The organism is Paenibacillus sp. XP01 (assembly GCF_057364885.1).
Window position 1 is genome coordinate 1571931 of sequence record NZ_CP139481.1, and the last position, 18236, is coordinate 1590166.

General features: G+C 52.1%; 17 protein-coding genes. 13 read left to right on the top strand and 4 right to left on the bottom strand.

Going from position 1 to position 18236, the window contains the following annotated elements; all coding sequences use genetic code 11:
* Positions 1-32: 32 nt before the first annotated feature.
* Positions 33-896, top strand: a complete 864-nt coding sequence (locus SNR34_RS07145) for an SDR family oxidoreductase (RefSeq protein ID WP_486181514.1) — start codon at positions 33-35, stop codon at positions 894-896.
* A 15-nt stretch (positions 897-911) separates the two neighbouring features.
* Here the strand turns inward: SNR34_RS07145 and thrS are convergent, their stop codons facing one another.
* From thrS to SNR34_RS07160, 3 genes are all read right to left on the bottom strand, one after another.
* Positions 912-2897, bottom strand: coding sequence for a threonine--tRNA ligase (gene thrS, locus SNR34_RS07150; RefSeq protein ID WP_486181515.1), 1986 nt, complete (start codon positions 2895-2897; stop codon positions 912-914).
* Positions 2898-3351: 454 nt separating this feature from the next.
* Positions 3352-5127, bottom strand: a complete 1776-nt coding sequence (locus SNR34_RS07155; protein ID WP_486181516.1) for a sensor histidine kinase — start codon at positions 5125-5127, stop codon at positions 3352-3354.
* Positions 5124-5891 (bottom strand): response regulator transcription factor, encoded by a 768-nt coding sequence (locus SNR34_RS07160; RefSeq protein ID WP_486182421.1) that lies wholly within the window; start codon positions 5889-5891, stop codon positions 5124-5126. Before SNR34_RS07160 ends, SNR34_RS07155 begins: the two co-directional genes overlap by 4 nt.
* A gap of 225 nt (positions 5892-6116) precedes the next feature.
* Between SNR34_RS07160 and SNR34_RS07165 the strand changes: the two genes are divergently transcribed.
* From SNR34_RS07165 to SNR34_RS07220, 12 genes are all read left to right on the top strand, one after another.
* Complete coding sequence (locus tag SNR34_RS07165; RefSeq protein WP_486181517.1) at positions 6117-7208, top strand: peptidoglycan DD-metalloendopeptidase family protein; 1092 nt, start codon at positions 6117-6119, stop codon at positions 7206-7208.
* A gap of 116 nt (positions 7209-7324) precedes the next feature.
* Entirely contained in the window at positions 7325-7828 is a 504-nt protein-coding gene (locus tag SNR34_RS07170; protein WP_486181518.1) for a GNAT family N-acetyltransferase, read from the top strand.
* Positions 7829-7865: 37 nt separating this feature from the next.
* Positions 7866-8093: a hypothetical protein gene (locus SNR34_RS07175; protein WP_486181519.1), complete on the top strand. Its 228-nt coding sequence runs from the start codon at positions 7866-7868 to the stop codon at positions 8091-8093.
* A 165-nt stretch (positions 8094-8258) separates the two neighbouring features.
* Positions 8259-8678, top strand: coding sequence for a hypothetical protein (locus SNR34_RS07180; RefSeq protein ID WP_339276741.1), 420 nt, complete (start codon positions 8259-8261; stop codon positions 8676-8678).
* Positions 8675-9955, top strand: a complete 1281-nt coding sequence (locus tag SNR34_RS07185; RefSeq protein ID WP_343259965.1) for an ammonium transporter — start codon at positions 8675-8677, stop codon at positions 9953-9955. Before SNR34_RS07180 ends, SNR34_RS07185 begins: the two co-directional genes overlap by 4 nt.
* A gap of 235 nt (positions 9956-10190) precedes the next feature.
* Positions 10191-11123 carry a YwqG family protein gene (locus SNR34_RS07190; RefSeq protein ID WP_236415001.1) on the top strand — a complete coding sequence of 311 codons (933 nt, stop codon included), beginning with the start codon at positions 10191-10193 and terminating at the stop codon, positions 11121-11123.
* A 195-nt stretch (positions 11124-11318) separates the two neighbouring features.
* On the top strand, positions 11319-11765 hold the full coding sequence (locus SNR34_RS07195) for a DinB family protein (protein ID WP_486181520.1): 447 nt from the start codon (positions 11319-11321) through the stop codon (positions 11763-11765).
* A 388-nt stretch (positions 11766-12153) separates the two neighbouring features.
* The gene (locus SNR34_RS07200) at positions 12154-13092 is read left to right on the top strand and encodes an aminoglycoside phosphotransferase family protein (protein WP_486181521.1); all 939 of its coding nucleotides are present in this window, start codon (positions 12154-12156) and stop codon (positions 13090-13092) included.
* Entirely contained in the window at positions 13079-13822 is a 744-nt protein-coding gene (locus SNR34_RS07205) for a response regulator transcription factor (RefSeq protein ID WP_339276744.1), read from the top strand. Before SNR34_RS07200 ends, SNR34_RS07205 begins: the two co-directional genes overlap by 14 nt.
* Before the next feature lie 62 nt (positions 13823-13884).
* On the top strand, positions 13885-14997 hold the full coding sequence (locus SNR34_RS07210) for a sensor histidine kinase (RefSeq protein ID WP_236414997.1): 1113 nt from the start codon (positions 13885-13887) through the stop codon (positions 14995-14997).
* Between the two features lie 90 nt (positions 14998-15087).
* A complete protein-coding gene (locus SNR34_RS07215) occupies positions 15088-15771 on the top strand; it encodes a hypothetical protein (protein ID WP_486181522.1) in 684 nt (227 codons plus the stop codon).
* Between the two features lie 5 nt (positions 15772-15776).
* Positions 15777-17624 carry a transglycosylase domain-containing protein gene (locus SNR34_RS07220; protein ID WP_486181523.1) on the top strand — a complete coding sequence of 616 codons (1848 nt, stop codon included), beginning with the start codon at positions 15777-15779 and terminating at the stop codon, positions 17622-17624.
* 143 nt (positions 17625-17767) lie between these two features.
* Here SNR34_RS07220 and SNR34_RS07225 read toward each other — a convergent pair whose 3' ends face one another.
* Positions 17768-18220, bottom strand: coding sequence for a threonine/serine exporter family protein (locus SNR34_RS07225; protein ID WP_486181524.1), 453 nt, complete (start codon positions 18218-18220; stop codon positions 17768-17770).
* Positions 18221-18236 lie beyond the last annotated feature (16 nt).

Here is an 18236-nt window from a genome sequence, read left to right on the forward strand (position 1 = left end):
TAAGACCTTCGGGGTCAGGAGGTACACGAATCATGTCCATAAAAACGGCGATCGTCACCGGTGCCAATTCCGGCATGGGACTCGCGACCACGATTGAACTGGCCAAACAAAACTACCGCGTTGTCATGGCTTGCCGCAGCGAAGAGCGGGGCCGACAGGCGCTTCAGGAAGCATTGCGCGAATCCGGCTCCACCCACATTGAGCTGATGCTGTGCGATCTGGGATCGCTGGATAGCATTCGCCGGTTTGCCCGAGGCTTCCGCGAACGCTACGACACCCTTGACGTGCTGGTGAACAACGCGGGCGTAGTCATGATGAAGCGCGAAGAAACGAAGGATGGCTTCGAACGATGCATCGGCATCAACCATTTAGGGCATTTTCTGCTGACCTTGCTGCTCATCGAACCGCTTAAGGCCGCGGAACAGGGAAGGATCGTCAATGTTTCCTCCGGTGCCTATAAGGCGGGCAAAATCCATTGGGACGATCCTCATCTGCGCCAAGGGTTTAATCCAATCAAGAGTTACGCCCAGTCCAAACTGGCGAACATTCTGTTCACGCGCATCCTGGCCAGGAAGCTGTCGCATACCCGGATTACGGCGAACAGCCTGCATCCCGGCGCGGTAGGCACAAGCATCGGCGTGAATCGGAACACCGGATTCGGCACACGCATCATGGCTTTTATGGGCAAACTGCCCTTTTTCCTTACGCCAGCAGAGGGGGCCAGAACGGCGATCTATCTGGCAACAAGCCCGGATGTCCAGGGCATTTCTGGCGCTTATTTCTACCGCGAAAAGGAACAGGAGCTGAAGCCCCACGTCCTAAATGATGCGGAAGCCGAACGCTTCTGGACATGGAGCGAGCAGCAAGTTGGCCTTGGGCCGGAAGAACGGCTGTAACCGTGCGGCGGCGTATCAGGCTTTGGCGCGAACGGCTGCCTGAATCTGCTGAATGACGGCTTCGATGTCTTGCATGCCTTGATCGCCTTGGCCGTGAATGCGGACGGAGGCCGCCGATGCCAGCTTTTCCTGCTCACCTACGATAAGCGAATAAGGCACTTTTTGCAGCTGCGCTTCGCGCAGTTTGTAACCCAGCTTCTCGCTGCGCAAATCCGCATCGGCCCGAATGCCGGCTCCCCGCAGCCGCTGCAGCACTTCCATGGCATAGTCTGCATAATGGTCGGACACCGGGAGCAGCTTTACCTGAACGGGAGCCAGCCACAGCGGGAACGCGCCGGCATAATGTTCTGTCAGTATGCCGATGAAGCGGTCGATGGAGCCGTAGATCGCACGGTGGATGACCACTGGACGATGCTTCTGGCCGTCTTCGCCGACATAGCTCAGGTCGAATTTTTCGGGCATCTGGAAATCCAGTTGGATCGTCCCGCATTGCCAGCTGCGCTTCAGCGCATCGAGGATGTGGAAATCGATTTTGGGGCCGTAGAAGGCGCCGTCTCCTTCGTTCAGGCGGTACTTCACGCCGCGGCGTTCCAATACGTTTCGCAAGGCCTGTTCGGCTTGATCCCACAGCTCGGGCGATCCCATGAAATCTTCGGGCCTTGTGGACAGCTCGATCGCGTAATCGAAGCCGAAAATGTCGTACATCCGCCCGATCAACGAAATCGCCTGGTTGATCTCGTCTTCGATCTGCTCCGGCAGGACGTAGAGGTGGGCGTCATCCTGACAGAATGTGCGCACCCTCATCATGCCGTTCAGCGCTCCCGAGAATTCGTGGCGATGCACCTGGCCGAATTCCATCAGGCGAATGGGCAATTCGCGGTACGAGTGCAGTTGATTTTTGAAAATGAGCATATGACCCGGACAGTTCATCGGTTTCAGGGCAAATGTGTCATCGTCCACGTCCGCGAAATACATGTTGTCTTTATAATGATCCCAGTGGCCGGATTGTTCCCAAAGCCTGTTGTTCATCATCAATGGCGTGCGAACTTCCTGATATCCGGCCTGCAGCTGCAGTTCGCGCGAGAATTGCTCTAATTCAGTACGGATCGTCATGCCTTTGGGCAGGTAGAAGGGCATCCCCGGCGCTTCCTCGGAGAACATGAACAACTCCAGCTCTTTGCCGAGCTTGCGGTGATCCCGCTTCTTGGCTTCCTCCAGCATTTCCAAATGGGCCTCCAGCGCGGCCTTGCTCGGAAAAGCAGTGCCGTAAATGCGCTGCAGCATTTTGTTGTCCGAGCTGCCCCGCCAGTATGCCCCCGCCACGCTCAGCAGTTTGAAGGCTTTGATCCGGCCAGTCGAAGGCAGATGCGGTCCCCGGCACAGATCCGAAAATTCTCCCTGTTCGTAAATCGACAGCTCTATATCTGCAGGCAAGTCGCGAATCAGCTCCAGTTTATAAGGCTCATCTTGTTCCTCGAACAAGCGGAGGGCCTGTTCCCGATCCAGCACGCGGCGCTTGATGTCCAGGTTTTCCCGGACAATGGCGTGCATTTCCTTTTCGATATCGGCCAGATCCCTTACGGACAACGTTTGATCCAGATCAATGTCATAATAAAATCCGTCTTCAATTACCGGACCGATACCCAATTTAACTTGGCTTGCGCCATAAAGGCGTTTCAACGCCTGAGCGAGAACGTGGGCTGTAGTGTGGTGATACCGGCGAAGTCCTTCTTCGCTGTCCAAGGTTACGATTTCAAGTCGATCCTGGTGCGCCAAGACATAGTCCAGGTCGACATGTTGACCATTGACGATCCCGCCGATGGCTTGTTTGCCCAGGCTTGTGCTGATGGAAGCGGCCACTCCCCCGACGGAAACGCCTGCTTCAAAGACGCGACTCTCGGCCTGATTGAGGTAAATTTCGATGCAGCCCTCTGATGGGCTGGAAGAAAGCGAAGACGGTGAATGGCTGGCGGAATTGCCTTGTTTCTGTGAATGACTCATGTGGAAACACACTCCATTTTTTAGAATTGGAAGCGCAAAAAAACACCCGTCCCGGAAAAAGGGACGAGTGCGCTCGGCTCGTGGTTCCACCCTGATTCGGCAATGAACTCCCGCCGCGGCCAGCCGCCGCAAGCAAGGTCTATTCATCACCCTCATTGGATCCGTTATCGGGGATCAGACGGCGAACTCTACTGGCGGCCGGCTGGATCTTGCGGAAGGCTCCGGAAGAAAGGCCGGGGTTCAAGCTCGCGGCTGCGGAGGGGTAACTTCGATCCGTTCGCTGAAGAAGGTTTCACCAATCCCTTCTCTCTCTGGGCAGCACGCAATCGAAATCATGTCTCCGGTCATTGCCATATATTCAGGTCATGACGAAGTCGGTCATGGGATGAATGTGGTTCAATTTTTTGGAACAGGTGTTATTGAGTGTCGATTATATAGACTGAAAATGGAAAGGTCAAGGGGCAATGTTCGATTTGTTTTTTGATTTTTCGTCCCATATTAACCAAATGATCGTTCCCTCATCAGGAGTGGAATGTACCTCGATCCGGCCTTTCATTGCTTCGATCAACCCTTTGGTTACGGCCATGCCAAGACCTGATCCGACATCCGATGTACCTGTGTCCGTACCGCGATAATAACGTTCAAACAGCTTCCATACCGTCTCCGGGTTCATGCCTCGTCCATTATCGGCAAACTGGATGCTGAATGCACCTGTATGTTCCCCGGGATGCACAGTAACGACGAGCTTGGTCTCGGGCGGATTATGGAGAAGGGCGTTGGCAGTCAGATTATCCACGATTCGTTCAAACGAAGGGATATGCACAAGGCCATGCACAGGCACTTCGGAAGGTTGGAATGTGATACGATCCTCCCCGTATGCCGGGTTTCGTTCAGCACGCTGGATGAGATCATGTAGCAGCGTATTTACGTCAGTGTTCTCCACGTCAGGTTGGTACCCGCCGCTCCGCAATCGATAGGTCATCGCAAGGTCATTCACAAGCCTGTCCATATACATGGATTTATCCAGCATGATCCCCGCAAATTCCTTGACCTCCTCCTCGGTCCAACTATATTTGTCTGCCTCAAGCATATGGGCATACCCCTGAATGGAGGAGAGGGGTGTCTTGAGATCGTGCGTGATGCCTGCAATCCATTCCTCCCGCAGCGACTCGGTTTGTTTGCGAAGCTCTTCGTCTTGCTTCAACGTGTGGGACAAAGCCCGCATGGAGTGAAGCACTTCAGCATACACGCGGTATTTCCGTTTCCACTTTCCGTTGCGGCGTTGGCTCCGGGGCACTCCCAAGGCTCCAGTGGGTTCTTCGTAATGTCCCCGCTCCAGGCGCTGCAGCCATTGGAGCATATGCAGCATGGGGGAACCAAAACGATTTGCATACCAAAAGGCAAGCAACATGAGTAAAACGATGACGGACAGGATCAAGACGATCAAAGTGGGCTCCAATATGAAATTGTAGGGGTTCTGGTCGCCTGGCAATGATGGGTCGCCGGGTACGCCGATCAGCCAGGTGGTTTCATTCTGTTCATCGTACCAGGTTGCCATGGATATGCCTGATCGACTGGGATAACGGACAAGCAGAATCAATTGCTGAAGGCTGTATTGGCTGGGCACGCCCATGGCCGGTTTGTTATAGGAGACGAGCTCGCGTCCGCTCGCGTCCAATACTTGAAGGTAAGCGTTAGCGGAATAAATGAGTTCCTGCGCATCGGGTTTGAGAACCAGCTTCCCGCTAGTGTAGGAATGATCTGGCCGTATTTGATCCAGCAAGGCTCTGGCCGAATTCCGTTCGCCGTATAACAAGGTGAAGTTGTTTCCGTTTTTCTCACGGATCAGGATGGTGAGCTGATAAGGAAACGGTTTTTCGGATTCCCAATATGCAATCAATTCTCCGGGTTTATAGTGAGCAGGTACGTCGGCCGGGGTGTGGTAATCATCAATGGCGTAGCCCTGTTCGTCCAGGACTTGCAGCCATCCTTGATTTTTGTCGACCTGCTCCAGCAGCTTGGGATCATACTTTATCGTACCATCCGGCATAAACTCTGCGGTGTCGATCAGCTGGTCAAGACCACTGTAGGCAAAATCATCGACCAGATTCACTTCATTTACCTTTTGCACGACCCAGTACGTGGCCAATGAACCAAGCAGGATAATAAGAACGACCGTCCCGGCAAGCATTCCGATAAATCGGGTCATTAACCTGCGGCGAATGCTCATGGACGAGATCCGTTGTCCGACTGAATCAGTTTGTAACCCAGGCCGCGGACATTGACGAGAAACACAGGATTGGAAGGGTCGGCTTCGATCCGTTCCCGAATGCGGTGGATATGAACCATAACAGTGTTGTCATCGCTTAGGGCTTCCGAGCCCCATACCCGCTCATATAGTTCCGGTTTGGTGAAGATGCGGTTGGGATGTTTGCAAAAAAAGAGCAGCAGTTGAAAAACAAGAGCCGGGCAGGACACCGCTTGTCCTTCAACCCGAAGCTCGCCAGCCAGTTCGAGCACCTGAAATCGTCCAAAATCATACACTCCCTCCGGAATGTCGGGAGATGACGTAATTGCGTCAGGATTGCCTTTGCCTTGCTCCGGAATGGCTGCTGTTTTTGAAGGCAAGTATCGCTTCAATAATGATTTGATTCGGGCCACCACTTCGAGAGGGTTAAACGGTTTGATGACGTAATCATCGCCCCCGACGGCGAACCCGGTTAATTTGTCATAATCGGTGGTTTTGGCTGTTAGAAACAGGATAGGAGCATCGGTGACCTGCCGCAGAAAAGGACAGATTTCCAGCCCGCTTTTGCCGGGGAGCATGATGTCCAGCACGATGCAATGATAGGTCTTGCTACTGCATGCTTCCAATGCGGCTTCGCCTGTCGTTACGGTATCGATATCCAGAAACTGCTCTTTAAGCAGAACGGTTTTGAGCATATGCAGAATAGCTTGTTCGTCATCCACAAGCAGTAATGAGACATGATTCATCATGGAATGAATGACCTCCTCGTACTTTCAAGACGTTTACTGCTAATCATACCATTCGGAAGACCTCTTGGGCTGCCTCCTGTCTTAACGGAACCTTAATTATGAAACGTCGGAAGCGTGACGAGTTTAGCTGGATGTAAGGAAGAGTTAGACGAAGGATAAGATTCATTTTGTACACTTAACGTAAACGTAGATTGATTAGCGGAAAGGAAGGTTGCAAGCTCAATGAACATGTTGTGCAAAGGGTACCCGAAGAACGGCAAGAGCCGGGGGTTGGTTGCCATAGCGCTTGGAGGTTGTTTGATTTTGTCTGCCTGCGGTCATTCGGTAACGTCCGAACAGGTCGAACAGGCGGAGCAGGCGGAGCAGCCAACAGTTGAACAGACATCCAGGCCGAATGAATCAAGTGAGAAAATCAATCAGGAACAGACTGCAAATCCGGGAGGGGACGCCATGGTAACGCCAGACAATTTCATAGATATACTGATGAACGGTTCGAAGGACGCAATCTATAGCCAGTTTACCCCTGAAATGAAGGAAGTCGTAACCTTGAATCAGTTCAAGGCGTCTGCCGAAAGCTTTCTGGAGGGGGTGACATCCTGGGATCAGGTAGTCTATGCCAAAATAAACCATTTAACGGAGTGTGCCTGGATGGACAAGGCAGGGGTCAAAGGGGTACAGGTGAGTTTTACAGCGGACAACCAGATTGCTGGCTTGGTCATTCTGCCGCTGGAAACCCACCAGGATACCGACACCAAATTCACCAAAACTGTGTTTCAATTCCCGTTAAAGGGGGAGTGGTTTGTTTTCTGGGGAGGCAACAACGTTTTGTCCAACTACCACTATGAGCATGAAACACAGCGCTACGCGCTGGACGTTGTGCGCACGAAAGATCAATTAAGTTATCAAGGCGATGCAGCGGTAAACGAGAATTACTATGCTTTCGGCGAGCCGCTGTACGCGGCTGCAGACGGTACTGTCGTCGAGGTCAAGAACGATATTCCCGATAATTCGCCGGGCGTGATGAATGCTGAGGAGCCTGCGGGCAATTATGTGGTCATCGACCATGGAAATGGAGAATACAGCATCACCGCACATATCAAGGAAGGCAGCGTAGCAGTTCAAAAAGGAGACACCCTCAAACAAGGAGACCTCATCGGCCAGCTCGGCAACTCGGGCAACTCCAGTGAAGCTCATCTGCATTTTCAGGTATCGGACGGTCCTGATCTGTTTACCTCTCGTTCAATCAACATTCGTTGGGCAGACCAGAGTCAGCAGATGACCCGGGGGAACACAGTGCAGGGGCTGCCCGAGTAAATTCGATAAATTCGTTTGTTCACTGTCCCGATGTTTGAGGGTGACGCCTGCTTCTTTTCTCCGTTATAATATCCTCTATAATCAGAGGTTTGATTTGGAACGATGGAGGAGTAGAGATGAAGCTGGAACATGCGCAGATTGAATATGCGCGCCTTGAGGACTTGCCGAGGATCGTGGAGATTTATAATTCGACCATTGAGAGCCGTATGGTCACGGCCGATTTGGAGCCGGTGACGGTAGAACAGCGCATGCCGTGGTTCGAGGAGCATTCACCGGACCGTCGTCCCTTGTGGGTCATGAAGCAGGATGGGCAAGTTGTCGCCTGGGCAAGTCTAAGCTCGTTCTATGGACGTCCGGCGTACAACGGAACGGTGGAAGTCAGCGTATACGTGGATCAGCACTGCCGCGGAATCGGGGCGGGCGGTCGGTTGTTGAATACGGTTTTTGATGCATGCCCTGGATTGGGCATTACAACGATTCTCGGTTTTGTTTTTGGCCATAATGAGCCAAGCCTGGGACTGCTTCGCAAGTATGGTTTTGAACAGTGGGGTTATTATCCCGAGGTTGCCGTGCTGGACGGCGTGAAGCGGGATCTGGCGATCCTGGGCAAAAAGATTTAACCAGGACACCCTCGCTGAGGGGGGTTGATAAATAAACATGGAAGAAGGGTCGCCGAGATCGGTGGCCTTTTTTGCGTGTGCTGAATTTGCTTTGTTAAACAGGTTAGATGTGTCCGTTCCTAACGAATCACAGGCAAGTTATGTTGGAGTTTTTCAGGCCTTTAAACAGAGTACAGGGGAGAAGGTATGTCAGCTTTTATGCGGTCGGTCTGAAGTGGAAGATTTTGAGCAGTTATGGGCAATCTCAAAACGCAAAGCAATATAGCATCGATTTCGCCTTGTTACCTGTAGTGAGTGCTGCTTGATATATAAAAATCCAAGAAAATCATGGAACGACAAAAAACCATCTCCAAAAAAAGATTGACGGTAAGGTCTATGCATTTTATAATCGGTAGCAAGTGACTTGATATGTGAGGAGTTCTGACATGACATGTTAGTAATTGATGAGGTATACCACCATACAGCATTGCAAATATCATCGTCCGATTTATTGTACCTTATCGAAAGGCTTAAGGTCAAAAAGGAAAATGAGATTGACTCACTCAAGCTTAAAATCGAGCAATTCGAACAAAAACGGCGGGCCGAGGAAATAGCTTACCAATCCCTCTCTCCTGTGCGCAAGTGGTTTACGGGCAGGCCGGCCTCCCATCACCAGGCTGTCGAATATATGGTACAGGTGAAGGAACGGTTCCGCAAGATGGAACAAATCAAACGGCGTATCCGCGAACTGGATCGAATTGCCGGGCAAATTGCGCATCCGGACATCATCGAGCGGGACGAAATCGAGCTTGCTCCCGACTTGATCCGAGAAATTCTGCAGCTTAGGGAAACGGAGGATGCACAGGCATGACGATAGAGATATTGGGCTCGGGCCTTAATACGATTTGGGTCGTGCTCAGCGCGGCCATGATACTGCTTATGGAGGGCGGGTTTGCCCTGCTTGAGGCAGGTTTTGTCCGATATAAAAACAGCGTGAACATTATTATGAAGGTGTTTGCTGACATTACGATCGGCACGCTGCTGTTCTATGCGATCGGGTTCGGGTTGATGTACGGCTCGGATGCCGGAGGCATTGTGGGTATCACCGGTTTTTTCCTGAACGGCGATCTTTCTCACCTGGAAGTTCCTGTATCGCTGGAGACATTTTGGCTGTTTCAGGCGGCATTCACGATTGCAGTCATTTCCATCGTGTCCGGTGCGGTGGCTGAACGGATCCATTTCAGGGCATATCTGCTGTACATCATTCTGATGACCGCAGTGATCTATCCGATCGGCGGTCATTGGGCCTGGGGCGGAGGCTGGCTGAGCAGCCTCGGCATGCAGGATTTTGCGGGTTCGGCGGTCATCCATGCCTTGGGCGGGTTCTCGGCACTGGCGGCAGCAATGATCATCGGCCCGCGCAAAGGCAAATATACGGCACAGGGCGTAAGTGCCATCGCGCTGCCGAGCAATTTGCCGCTGGCTTCCGTCGGCGCGTTTCTGCTGTGGTTCGGCTGGTTCGGCTTCAATGCCGGCAGCACGCTGAGCGCCACGGACGTGCGCATCGGCCATATTGCCATCGTGACGATGCTGTCCGCAGCGGCAGGCGGGGCGTCAACGCTGCTCTACACGCTGTTCCGCTATAACCGTTCGGATGCCCCCTCGGTCATCAACGGCTCCCTTGCCGGGCTGGTCGGCATAACCGCAGGGTGCGCTTTCGTTGGCGATCTGGCCGCCATTCTGATCGGCGCGGTCTCCGGCCTGCTTATGATGGCGGCCACGAGTTGGCTGGATCGGCGAAAGATCGACGATCCGGTGGGCGCTTTTCCGGTCCATGCCGTTTCAGGCATGTGGGGCACGATTGCCGTCGGATTGTTTGCCACGGAAGGCGGCCTTTTTACAGGCGGAGGCTGGAAGCTTCTTGGCGTACAGGCATTGGGTCTAGTCGCCTTGGTGTTATGGGGATTCATCATGACCTGGCTTGGACTGAAGCTGATCGGTAAACTTGTTCCCGTTCGCTCGACTGAGGAGGAGGAGGAGCTTGGACTGGACATCAGCTACCATGGCGTCATGGCTGCTCACCAGTCGCATGAATTCCTGGACGGAGAGGAACATATTATCGGTTATCGGAACGGGCGGACCGATTGAAGACGAGACATAGCGCCCGAACATACATGAAATGAAACCAAGACCAATGTCCGAATGAGCTCTCTGACAGAAGACCAATCTTGTGGCACATCTGCGTATATAGAGAAGTTCATAGATGTTGGTCTTTTTTTTGCTCCAGGCAGGGAAAAAAACGCAATCTCCAGAATATACATGTAGGAATCCGAATACGTCTCACCAGGGATGTCTTTGTCTGAGTCTGAGGAGGAGGAGCATAATGATTAAACCTGAACAATGTGAGCGTCTGAACCGCAAAGCACGTCAAGTGCTGGGGGACTACGGTCTTGATGCCGCTGCTGATCTTTTGTTGTCCGCTGGACGTTGGGGAATTCGCCTCGATGCAAACGCGCCGGACGAGTACCGGAGAACCGGGAACTCGCGTGCCGGAGGTGACCCTGATTTGCCGGACGATATGGAGTGGCCGGTGACCAAGGATGGAATTCCGATGACTTTTTTAGCCCAGTTGAATCTGGTGGATCTTACACCCTATACGCCGAATAACGGGCGGGGGAGCTTGCCGGAGCGCGGGATGTTATACTTTTTTATCGGCGTGGATGAGCCGGCATACAATATCGAGCATCGTGTCATTTACGAGCCGAATACTCAAGATTTGAATCGGCGCACACCGGAAGGGAAAACCGCGCTGGACACTGAATTCGAGCCCCACTGCGTCACCGTGCTGCCTAATCTTGAACTACCTACATATGCCTATGTGGATACGAAAGCGCTGAACGCGCTTGCGGTTCCGTCATCCGGTCAGGATGATGCGGGCGAGGAGCTGTTTAACAGGTACATTGAATTCGAATCCGACTGGAACCACCCGAGCGACCAGACTTGGGGAGGCATGTTCGGGTATCCTGACGGACAGCATCCGGATGCGGAGCATCAGGCGCTGCTGCAAATTTTGTTGGGAGAAGAGTACGATTATAACGAGCAGGAATGCATGCGCAAGCTGAAGGCGCATTTTGATGGAGACGAACAGCGCGTAGCACGCGAGTTGGACGATACGCTGCTGCTGCTGAAGATGGATACCCATGACGGCATCGGCTTTCAGTGGTGGGACTGCGGCGAGCTTCAATTCTATATTCGCAAGGAAGATTTGCTGGCAGGCCGTTTTGAACGTACGTACTGTTCGATTTATTCCAGCTGATGTGCAGCGGCGTAGCGGAAATGAGAAACAAAAGCGCCCCTAATCCCGTCTAACGGGAGAGGGGTGCTTTTTTTGCCGGCTTTGTGTTTAACGAAGCGATTTTGTTTATATAAAAAGGAGGGATATTTTTGATTGTTATGCGATCGTATGTTCTGTATAATGTAATAAAAGGAAGTGTTTGCGTTGATAGAATCCGTGTTCAAACATATTGATACTGCAATAGACTCGCTGCTTGACATCTGCGATCAACTGTCAGAGGAAGAGCTGGCCATGACTCCGATCGAAGGAAAGCGGTCTTTGGGAGAGCTGTTGTCGCATATGTCCTTGATCTGCCGAGCAGACTTATACATATCCGAAGGGGCCTCCCTTGCGCAGATGCAATCGTTTTATGAAACGAATTCCCCGCGTACAATCGACGAGATCAAGAAGGCGTTTTTGCATAACAGGACATATTTGCACTTGAGATACTGCCGATTTACGACCGAAGACCTGTTAAAGGTCACAGAATCGTATTGGGGAGCCTCGTATAGCCGTCTGGAGTGGCTGCTTGAAATCATGGGCCACCTTTATCATCATAGGGGGCAGCTGTACACCATGCTTGCTTTGACCAGCAAGGAACAGAAAGTGGCGGTTCTTCAATGAATAACTTGGTCTTTTGAGGAATGGAGTTCTCGGTCTTCCGGAAAAGGGGAATTCGTTCATTTTGAAAAGGTAAATACATAACGTTGGTACATCATTTGGTACATATATAAACCGCAAAAAACATATACACGTTAACGGAGAGGCAGAACCAATCTGAAGAAGCGGAGCGGTCTAAAAGCTTTCTGAAAGAAAGCTGCTTCGGAAGCATAGGCTTTTCACCGGATTTTCCCTTAGAAAAAGGGGATTGGAAAAATCCAGGGATAACAACGATCGGAAATGGTACTGCACTCGCAGTGCCTTGATGTGATTCATTATTGCGGTTTATATAGGCAAGGATGCAGGTATATTGGATTTGAATGAACCATAACGGAGTTGGGAGGAAATCGAATTGGAACTGGGCAATTCACATGACCGATTGCTGGATGCGCTAAGGGTTGTGCCGGAATTACGGCAGGCCACGGCGATTGAGCCGATTTTGAAAGGGTACTCGCCGGACCGGAAGTTCAAAGTGACTGTTCCCTCGCAGGGCCAGTATCTTGTACGTACCTATGATTCGAGCCAAGAGTCGAAGAAACAGGCCGAGTTTCAATGGATGCACGGTGCCAGGCAGATAGGTGTGATGAGTCAGTTACCCGTAGCGATGGGGAGGCTGGATGAGGGACAAGGGTATATGGTACTGAGCTATATTGAAGGCGAGGATGCTTCTGACGTACTCCCCCGGTTATCGGAGAAAGTACAACGGGATATCGGAATGCAGGCCGGCGCGCAGTTGAGAATGCTCCATCGCCTTCAGGTTCGGGATCAGCCCGAATCATGGTTTGTCCGCAAAAGCAAAAAGCATCGACGCTATATGGAGAAGTATGTTCAATGCCCCATCGTGATGAAACGGGATGAATCCATCCTGGCCTTTATTGACAGCCGCTTGCATTTGATGAAACATCGTCCGGATCGGTTTCAGCACGATGATTTTCATCCTGGAAACCTGATCGTAAAGGATGGCAGATTAGCCGGGATCATCGACTTTAGCCGTTTTGATCAAGGCGACCCGATACACGAGTTTTTGAAACTGGGATTGTTCGGGGTAGAAGTCAGCATTCCCTATGCCATTGGACAAGTGGAAGGTTATTGTGGGGGGAACCGGCCTGATGAGACGTTCTGGGCGTTGTATTCGTTGTACTTGGCGATGGCGCTTGTCTCCTCGGTGGTCTGGATTCAACAAGCGAAGCCGGAGGAAACAGATGACATGATGGCCAAGATCGAGCGGGTTCGCGAGGAACATGACGATTTTCGCAGAATCGTTCCCCGGTGGTATAATGAATCATCATGAATCGTGGAACGAAAGGAATAGTGACGTGGCAGAGCCAGCAACCATTTTGCTCGTGGATGACGAGCATGAAATCATCAAATTGATGGAAATTTATTTCGGTAACGAAGGGTACCGCATTCTTACGGCCCATGACGGGGTCGAAGCCCTTGAACAATTGAGAAAAGAGCGGGTGGATCTCATCGTCCTCGACGTGATGATGCCCAACATGGACGGCATTGAAGCATGCATGAAAATTCGCGAGGAACAAAAAATGCCGATCATCATGCTTTCCGCCAAAAGCATGGATATGGATAAAATCATGGGGCTGAGCATCGGAGCTGACGACTATGTCACGAAGCCATTTAATCCTTTGGAACTCGTGGCTCGGGCAAAATCGCAGCTGCGCAGATACTACCAATTTAATGAAGGCCGGGAAAAAAGGAAACATGAGCTCACCATCGACGAATTGGTCATCAATACCGATACGCATGAAGTGTGGGTCGATGAACAGCCGGTTCATCTTACGCCGCGCGAGTTTGCGGTACTCGAATTGTTGGCCCGCCACCAAGGCTCTGTGCTCAGCATGGAGCAAATATACCAACAGGTCTGGAAAGAAGAATACATGGAATCAAGCAATACGGTGATGGTACATATCCGCAAAATTCGCGAAAAGATTGAACCGGACAAAAAAAATCCGAAATTCATCCAGACGGTGTGGGGCGTCGGCTATAAAATGATCAAACCACAATAAAACAATGGCACGTCCGTCGTTTGTATAATGTTGCGTGAATGGTACGCGCAGGGAGTTGCATCATGAATTCAAAGTTGATAAATACGGTACGCTGGAAGTTCATCTATGCCTTTTTGCTGAGCGGCATTCTAACAGCAGCCATTTTGTACGGGGGCAACCTGATCGTGCAATCCATACTTGCAGCGCAAACATATCCGAACTATTCTGCCCCCGCACGGGGAATTCGGTGGTTGATCAACTACATCGGGTCCGTCCCGCTCATGATTGTGGTTGGCGTTCTCGGCTTTGTGTTGTTTTTCTTTCTGTTGACGCGCAGAATTATGCTTGTGCTGGACGAGATTACGGAAGGCATTCAGGAAGTCGCCAAGGGAGAATTGGCCCACCGGATTGAGGTGAAGACGTCGGATGAGTTCGGCGTGGTTGCTGCAAGTATCAATCAGATGGCTGAGCGGCTGGAAAAGTCGCTGCAGGAGGAACGGAGCGCCGTTGCTGCCAAAAATGAGCTGATTACAGGCATTTCCCATGACCTGCGGACACCGCTGACGTCCATTCTGGGATTTTTGGAGTATATTGAGAAGGATCGTTATCGGGACGAAATTGAGCTTCGTCACTACGTCAGCATTGCCTACGACAAATCGTTGACGCTGCGCAAGTTGATTGACGATTTGTTCGAGTATACCCGCGTAAGCGGGGGAGGATTGCCGTTATCCTTTGTTCCGCTTAACCTTTGGCCTTTTTTGATGCAGCTTGCGGAAGAATTCGCGCCAATGCTGGAAGAGGCGGGCATGACCTATAGCTTTGTCGGCGACCAGCAAGAGGTATGGATTGAGGCTGCCCCGGGAGAGTTGGTGCGCGCATATGAGAATTTGCTCAGCAATGCGATACGCTACGGGGCGAGAGGAAAACTTGTGGAGATCGCGATTGCTGCCGAAGAGAACGAAGCCGTGGTGCGAATCAGCAATTATGGCGATCCGATTCCTGCCCAGGACTTGCCTCATCTGTTTGAACGGTTCTATCGGGTGGACAAATCCCGCTCGCGTGAAACGGGGGGGACAGGACTTGGGCTCGCGATTGCCAAATCGATGGTCGAGCTGCATCATGGCACGATTATGGCGACAAGCGAGAACGGTCGAACGGATTTTGTTACCCGTTTTCCGCTCGTTTTAAGAAAATGATAAGAAGTTCCCCGCTTCTTCGTTAAGAAACATCCGGTATCTTTATATCCATGAGTTGTAAATGACTACGCTATGGAGGAGGATACCTGAATGAACAGACGGATGGACAGCGTAAGGAGCAGGTATGCATACATTTGCGGAGCGAGTGCACTTCTCAGTGCGGCGCTCCTGTTTGTCATGGCTCAAACGTTTGAATTCATTTATCGTCATGTACTTGTCGGGGACGGATCGTTGTCCCGCATCGTTCACTGGGTGATCAATCACATCGGGAGAACTCCGCTTCTTTTTGTAGGCGGGGCAGTTCTGTTTATGCTGTTTTTTTGGATTCGTTCCCAGAAGGTTAGCGCCGATCTGGAGCAAATTGCCCGGGGCACGCACGATTTGGCGCACGGCAGGATGCCCAAGACGATCGAAGTGATGAGCGGAGGAGAGCTTCGGCAAATCGCCGCCGATCTGAATGAAGTGGCTTATCGGTTGCAAGAGGAGCAAGGAGCTTTTCATGCAGAGGATACATCTCCAATTGAACATGTTGACGCGGTAGCGGATGCAGGCCCTACGACAAATGTCCCTGTGCAGCTTACGTTGTACGGAATTCGATCCTCTCTCACCGAAGTGTTGGAAGGACGTTGTCGTGATGAGGCGGAGATCCAGCATTGGGTCCGGCTGGCCTATGAGCAGACCGTACTGCTTCAACATGCGCTGGAAGACGCGGAGCAGCAGGGGGCAGACGATATGACTCGCGAACGATCGCTGCATCGGGACACGGGATGTTGAAACGAATGCACAAGCGTTGGTTGTACCGGATTTATGATGTATCCGTTCTAATCGTATTGTTGATGGCGATGGCTTGCGCCTATATGTTGATTTACGGTGAGGTGGTGGTGCGCGGCAATCCGCCCGCATTATCCAAGGTTTCTTCAACGACGATCCTTAACGCGGAGGATGAGGAAGTAGCGAAGCTGCGTACCGACTATAAGGGATATGCGGAGTATGCCCGTTTGGAGGAAATGCCGAAACTGCTCATCGATGCGTTCCTTGCCACGGAGGATCGGCGCTTCTATAGTCATCATGGAATGGACGTCATCGGAATTGGCAGGGCGCTGCTGCAAAATACGCTGCATATGGATATGAGTCAGGGCGGGAGTTCCATTACCCAACAACTGGCCAGGAACCTGTATTTGAATGGCAACAAAACGCTCATTCGCAAAGTGAATGAAGCGTCCATTGCCTTTGCGCTCGAAAAGAGGTATGGCAAGGATGACATTCTGGAAATGTACCTGAACCGCATTTATATGGGTCGCCAGCAGTACGGCGTGAAGGCTGCTGCCTGGAGATATTTCGGGGTAAGGGATCTGAACGAGCTCAGCATCGGACAGATTGCCTCGTTGGCTGGAATGCCCAAAGGTCCTTCGATTTACAATCCTGTCGATGACCCTCGGCGATCAGAGCAAAGAAGGGACGTCGTTTTGACCATTATGCACGAGCAAGGCCTGATTACAAGGAGAGAGATGGAAGAAGCAAAGCGTGCCGAATACGAAACGTCGTCATCGAAGGCGGCAATGGACGAGGATGGGGAACCGGCCTACATATCTGCTCTGGATGCGGTATTGGAGGAAGCATCGCAGTTGACGGGCAGAAGCAAGGAACAGATTCAGAATGCCGGATGGACGATTCGCACAGGCCTGGACGATACGGCCCAACTTGCGATGGAAAGCGTGTTTCAGGACTCGTCCCGTTTTCGGGACGACCGGGCGGATGAACAGGTGCAAGCGGGTATGGTTATCGTGGATCAACATAATGGGGAAGTAAAAGCCATGATGGGGGGCCGCGATCCGGTCGCAGGGGGCATCAACCGTGCCACGGCGGATGTCAGGCAACCAGGTTCTGTTTTCAAACCCGTGATTGCGTACGGTCCAGCGCTCGAATCCGGGAGGTATTCGCCGAACAGCATGCTGCCCGATAAACCTCTTCGTTACGGCGGCTACCAGCCCCGCAACCCGGGAGGGCATTATCGCGGGAGCGTGACCATGATGCAAGCGGTGGAGAAGTCGATCAACAGTACGGCAGTATGGCTGGTCAACGAAAACGGGCTGGATGAATCGCGACAGTTCGCTGAACGGCTAGGCATCGCACTGGGGGATGAGGACCGGAACCTGTCCATTGCACTCGGTGGACTCCATAAGGGGGTATCACCGTTGAAGATGGCCCAAGCTTATGCCGTATTTGCCAATGGAGGCAAATTCAATACGGCGCATCTGATTCGCGATATTACGGATGCTCAGGGAAAGAAAGTGGTTGAGTACCGGCCTGAAAACAAATCGGTGATCTCTTCCCGAACTGCTGCGGAAATGACGAAGATGCTGCAACGCGTAGTCAGCCAGGGCACAGGGAAACGGGCCCGGATAATCGGTCATCCGGTTGCAGGCAAAACGGGAACGACTCAGGCGGGGGTTTCCGGAGCCGGGCAGGGAGCGAACCGGGACTTGTGGTTTGCGGGTTATACGGATCGTTGGACAGCCGCTGTATGGATGGGGTTTGATCATACGGATCGCGACCATTACATGACGGCCGGCAGCGGCGATGCGGCAGAGCTCTTCGCGGCAGTCATGAAGCGTGCGCTGCCGTAAAACGCGTTTTTCATAAATTAGGAGATTCTCGTGCCGTGTTGAACCTGTTGTACAGATTCCGCTGCAACAACAGCCCAAACGAACAGAAAGGCAATCTGTTCGTTTGGGCTGTTCGACATGCGTGAAGCTTCGAAAACAAAACATTATCGTTTGGCGTGTGCAGACCTGGAGGACAATCGCCGGATGGTTTGATTCAGCACCTCGGATAATACGAGTCCTACCGCAATCGCTCCTGACAACATCAACGCTTTGGCGGCCATCTCCATGGCCGTGTTGTAGTCGTTTTGCACGAAATTGCGCATGGCGTTGTAGGCAAGCCCCCCTGGGACGAGCGGGATGATGCCTGCGACGCTGAAAATAATGACGGGAGACCGGAACATGCGGGCAAACCATTGGCTGATGACGCCGACCGCGATGGTGGCCACAAGCGTTGCGGGTACGGCATCTGCGGCATATTCCAGCGCAACATAGATTAGCCAGCCGATCATGCCGACGAAGCCGCCGTGGAGAAGCATGCGCCGTGGCGCATTGAAAATGATGCCGAACGCAGCGGACGCGATAAAACTGGTCAGCGCTTGTTCCAAAACTTGAAGCATACGTGCATTCCTCCGT